At 41.4% G+C, this 220-nt stretch carries 1 protein-coding gene; it reads left to right on the top strand.

The genetic code is table 11. The annotated features are described in order from the left end of the window. Positions 1 to 220, top strand: a 220-nt coding sequence (locus E1140_RS21055) for a hypothetical protein (protein WP_185153293.1), incomplete at both ends; no start/stop codon positions are given.

Here is a 220-nt window from a genome sequence, read left to right on the forward strand (position 1 = left end):
AAGCACAGGCTTTATCAATGGCCATGCAGGCACCACAGCTGACCCTGATTATACCTATGATAAGAATGGTAACATGATCAAGGATCAAAACAAGGGCATCGCCTCCATAGAATACAATTATCTGAACCTGCCAGAGCGAGTAACTAAAACAGATGGACAATACATCAAATACATATATGATGCAGCAGGTGTAAAACTGGCACAGGAAGTTTATGATGCT

The organism is Fulvivirga lutimaris (genome assembly GCF_009711525.1).
In the GTDB taxonomy this organism is placed as follows: Bacteria; Bacteroidota; Bacteroidia; order Cytophagales; family Cyclobacteriaceae; genus Fulvivirga; species Fulvivirga lutimaris.